The sequence below is a fragment of the Methylobacterium sp. A52T genome, assembly GCF_053346095.1.
Genome location: NZ_JBKFBI010000245.1, coordinates 1 through 4468 on the forward strand (window position 1 = coordinate 1; position 4468 = coordinate 4468).

General features: G+C 70.5%; 4 protein-coding genes. 2 read left to right on the forward strand and 2 right to left on the reverse strand.

The genetic code is table 11. The features are described 5' to 3' along the window. Positions 1-276 (forward strand): DUF4272 domain-containing protein (locus tag ACLBYE_RS29780; RefSeq protein WP_447696919.1); only part of this gene is annotated, 276 nt, incomplete at its 5' end. Between the two features lie 12 nt (positions 277-288). Here ACLBYE_RS29780 and ACLBYE_RS29785 read toward each other — a convergent pair. Next, positions 289-1677: an FAD-binding oxidoreductase gene (locus ACLBYE_RS29785; RefSeq protein WP_447696920.1), complete on the reverse strand. Its 1389-nt coding sequence runs from the start codon at positions 1675-1677 to the stop codon at positions 289-291. Positions 1678-1764: 87 nt separating this feature from the next. Then, complete coding sequence (locus ACLBYE_RS29790; RefSeq protein ID WP_076728275.1) at positions 1765-2247, reverse strand: nucleoside deaminase; 483 nt, start codon at positions 2245-2247, stop codon at positions 1765-1767. Positions 2248-3395: 1148 nt separating this feature from the next. On the opposite strand from ACLBYE_RS29790, the gene ACLBYE_RS29795 reads away from it, so the two are divergent. Beyond that, entirely contained in the window at positions 3396-4352 is a 957-nt protein-coding gene (locus tag ACLBYE_RS29795; protein WP_447696921.1) for an antibiotic biosynthesis monooxygenase, read from the forward strand. The last annotated feature ends 116 nt before the right edge of the window (positions 4353-4468 follow it).

Sequence of the window (4468 nt, forward strand, 5' to 3'; positions counted from 1 at the left end):
GTCCCCGCCGCCGCGCTCGGCCGGGCGGCCGCCCCGCCCCCCGGGGCCGCGGGCGCGGCCGACGCCGCGCGGCTGCGGCCGCCCGGCGAGATCCTGGAGGCGCTGGACCGCGCGTGGCGGGCGCACTGGGTCGTCCGGCAGGCGCGGCAGAAGGGGGCGACCCTGGCGGGGCTCAACGGCGACGTCGTGGCGGAGCGCCACGTCGCGCTGAACTGGCTGACCGGCTTCCAGAACGATCGCGAAACGCCCTGGGACGCGACCGACACGCCGACGTGACCGCGCCGCGGCTCAGCGGAGACCGTCGAAATAGTCGAAGAACACGCGGTCCGGATCGTGCGCGTCGCGCAGCGCGCACAGCCTCTGCCACTTCTCGGGGGTGAACGCCTGGGCGACGATCTCGGGCTGCTCGACCGTGTTGGTCTCGCCGATGTAGTAGCCGACGTTGAGCGGCTTCAGCGCGGCGATCACCGCCCGATGCCAGGCGGCGTTGGCCTGATCGTCGTCCGCCGCGTGCCACATGGTCCAGGGGCCGCCATAGACCTTCGCGGTCATGGAGCGGGCCATGTTCCGCTGCGGCCCCGGGACGTCGGGTCCGCAGAAGATCGTCGACAGGAACACCGAGGTCGCCGAAGGCGCCCGCTGCCACAGGGGCAGGATGGCCGCCATCACCGCGCCGGGGCTGTGATTGGAGAAGGCGGCCTCGACCCGGGATCGCATGCCCTCCGGGAAGAGCGCGCCGGACGCGTCGAACAGCTGCTCGAAGTCGAGGGGCGTCACCCGCGCGCTCGACAGGGGCGCGACCGGTGCGTCATCCAGCGGCGCCAGCGCGCGCCGCGCCGCCTCCGGGGTGTCCTCGAAGGCGGTGGCGGTGACCATGCAGACCCAGCCGTTCCGGTCCGCCGCCGCCTCGGCCAGCGCGGGCGGCGCCTTCACGAGGAACTGGGTGAGCTCGACGCTCGGCGCGATCGTGGGCGCCGCCTCGCCGAGCCACGTGCCGACGGCCGGCGCGTCCTCGAGGCGATAGAAACACTCGCTCCCGTGAATGGCCCTGGGCAGCGCGTGGAGCTTGAGGAAATACTTCGTGACGATCCCGAAGAAGCCCGGGCCGGCGCCGCGCGCGGCCCAGAAGAAGTCCGGGTTCTCGGTCTCGCTGGCCCGGATCCGCTCGCCCTGGGCGGTGACGAGCTCGATCGCCTCGAGGCTCTCGGTCCCGTAGCCCCAGACCGTGGGGTTCCAGGCCATGCCGCCGCCGAGGAAGTAGCCGCTCGCCTTGACCTCGGGGCAGTGGCCGGTCGGGAAGGCGAGTCCGTGGGCGTTGAGCGCCTTCTGGATGTCGCGGTTGCTGACGATCGGCTGGATGACGGCCCGGCGCTGCGCGACATCGATCGACAGGATCCTGTCGAGGCTCCCGAGGTCGATCAGGATCCCGCCGTTGCGCAGGGTCGGCTGGCACCAGTTGTGGCCTCCGCCGCGGACGACGACCTTGAGGCCGTGCGCGCGGGCGAACTTCACGGTGGCGACGATGTCGTCCTCGTCGGCCGCCTTGACGATCATCTGCGGCGCCCGGTCGGGGATCAGCCTGTTCCACAGGTTCCCGTGAAGCGCCTCCCGGAACTGCGGGTCGCCCGCGTCGATGACCGGGCCCTTGCAGGCCGTCCTCAAGGTCTCAGCATTCATGACTGGGCACTGCGCGGGCGTGGAGGCCCGCTCGGGCGACGCGGCCTGAGCGGGCGGAGCAGGACGGCCGATCTCGCGATCCGGCCCTCAGTAGGGGACGCGGTCCGCCTTCTGGGCGTACTTCTTCCAGACCTCGACGGCCTCCTCGCGCATGATCTGCTGGGTTGGGATGGAGCGCTCGGCGACGTCCTTCTTGAGCTCGGCGTAGATCATGCTGTCGTCGAAGCCGCCGTATTCCAGCGCGTCCTCGACCTGCGCCGCGTAGTAGACGTTCTTGACGCCGGCCCAGTAGGCGGCCGCCATGCACATCGGGCAGGGTTCGGCGCTGGTGTAGAGCGTCGCGTTCCGGAGCTTGAAGCTGCCCTGCGCCTTGCAGGCCTTCCGGATCGCCTCGATCTCGCCGTGCCAGGTCGGGTCGTTCTCGGCGACGACGCGGTTGGCGCCCTCGGCGATGATCTCGCCGTCCTGGACGATCACGCAGCCGAACACCCCGCCGGCACTGTCGACCAGCGACGTCTTCTCCGACAGGGCGATCGCCCGGGCCATGAACTTTTCGTGGTTGTCAGACATTGGAACCTCTGTCGTCGCGAAACGGGTCGGTTGGTCGAGACTATGAACCGCGGAGACTTACTAATCGAGGGGCGGTCCCGATTGTTGTGTCGGACCGCACTAGACTTCGCGCGGCGTGCTTAACAACTCCGGGTCGGCCGGCCAGCATTGGCTTCGGGTTGAGCGATGCCGCCGCGCGGTCCGGCCGAGCGGTGCGGGCTGTCACGGTGCGCGGCCGCCGTCGAGCCGCGCGGGCAGGATCGGCGACGGGGCCGCGCGCGGGTCGGGACGTTCCGCTGAAACCGTGCGTCCGGCGAAACGCATGTTCGTCAGCCAGTAACGAGCGGCTACGCGCGGCTTGGCGACAGAATAGACAGGGGCGGAAGTGCCGCGTCAACGCCGGCCCGCGATCCCCGGCAGTCGAATTGTAAATATAGGGAAATGCAATAAAACGGCCGTGAAGAGACGATCGATCAGGCTCTCCGGCTCCATCCGAGCAGCACATCCGGCGCGTCGCGGTCACGGCGGCGGCTCCTGATCGGGACGGCGGCGCCCCGGCTGAGACGGACGGACAAGAAATAATCCGTCCCGCCATGGCAGGCCGCCCCGACCCTGCTGCACACCCTGCGCCACATCCTGCGCCGCGCCCGGCGACGATCGTCTCCGCCCCGTTTTTTCATTGTCGCTCCGTCCCAGCTCGGCGGGGCTCGGGCGGAGCGGGCACCGGAAAAGTCCGCCGTTCCGGGCCGCGCGCGCGTAAGATAAATATCGTGCCAGCGTTTCCGCTTAAAAGACGATCGTCGTAGAGAACGTGCTGTATTTACAATTAAAATACTCGACCTCCGCGCTGAGGTCTTGACTCCGATCGAAGATTGCCCGCTGATACAGGCATGCAGAGCGGCGCTGCCAATGGAGTGGCCGGCGCTGGATGCAAGATCAATCTTCGGCTGTTTATCCTCGTGTTCCGTGAGCGGCAGATCCCCGCGGGTCCGCTGCCGCCTCGGTGCCGCGGTCCACGGACCGGGCGTCCCGGCCGCCGGAGGTGGCGCCTCTCGGCACCGCCCCGGACCCGCCGGGCGATGACCGGGCGGAGACCGGGCGCGGCGCCGGGGGCCGCGCGACGCGAACGCGCGAGTGAGGGCAGCCGTGCAACGGAAGCGCGTCGGTTCATGAGCGGTGCCACATCGTCCGTCAGCATCGTGACGCAGACAACCATCCGGCCGGAGAGCGCGGACGCCTTCGCCCGCTGGCAGGTCGACACCAGCGCCGTCGTCGCGGCCTTCCCGGGCTTCATCGAGCAGCAGCTGATCCCGCCGCGCCCGCCGCTGCAGGTGGACTGGGTGATCGTGCAGCGGTTCCACAGCCTGGAGCAGGCCAAGACCTGGATGGCCTCCCCCGAGCGGCAGGCCCGCATCCAGGGCGCCACGCCGATGCTCGTCGGCCGCGACGACGTCCACATCGTCAAGGACGACGCCAGCGCGGCCCGGACCACGCCGGTCAGCGCGGTGATCAGCACCCGCGTGAAGCCCGGCATGGAGGCCGCCTACCTCCGGTGGGAGCAGAAGATCGCGGCCGCGCAGTCGCGGGCGCCCGGCATGCAGGGCTACCGGTTCGAGCCGGCCGTGCCGGGAGTGCAGGAGGACTACGTCGCGATCCTGCGCTTCGACAGCGAGGCGAACCTGCGCACCTGGATGGACTCGCCCGAGCGGCGGGCCCTGGTCGCCGAGGCGGCGCCGATGACCGCGGAATTCCACGCGCGGACGGTGCAGAGCGGCTTCGAGCAGTGGTTCCGCAACGTCGCGCCGCCCGGAGAGGGCGCGCCCGCGGCGTGGAAGATGAACATGATCGTCGTGCTGACCCTCTACCCGACCGTGTTCCTGTGGGGCGTCCTGGTCGGCGCGCCGATCCTGGCCGGCATGCTGAAGGTGGATTTCCCGGTCGCCCTGTTCATCGGCAACGTGTTCAGCGTGCTGCTCACCTCGCTGATGGTGCCCTGGACGGCCAAGCGGCTGGGCTGGTGGCTGACGCCGGATCCGGCGCGGCGGACCCGGGTCAACCTGCAGGGCGCCGCGCTGCTGATCGCCGCCTACGGGCTCATGATCCTCGTGTTCTGGAAGCTGTTTTGACCGGCGGCGCGCCCGGGCGGTCGCGGCCCGCGCGGCGCCGTCGCGGGCAGGGGCCGGGCGCGGGGACAGGGCGCGCGATGCGCCGGTCGGTGTCCCGGGCGAGCCCGCGCCCGGCG

What these genes read in the sequence shown, in the direction of transcription:
- ACLBYE_RS29795 (WP_447696921.1), top strand. Translation starts at nt 3,396, where the DNA reads ATGAGCGGTGCCACATCGTCCGTCAGCATCGTGACGCAGACAACCATC.
- ACLBYE_RS29790 (WP_076728275.1), bottom strand. Translation starts at nt 2,247, where the DNA reads ATGTCTGACAACCACGAAAAGTTCATGGCCCGGGCGATCGCCCTGTCG.
- ACLBYE_RS29785 (WP_447696920.1), bottom strand. Translation starts at nt 1,677, where the DNA reads ATGAATGCTGAGACCTTGAGGACGGCCTGCAAGGGCCCGGTCATCGAC.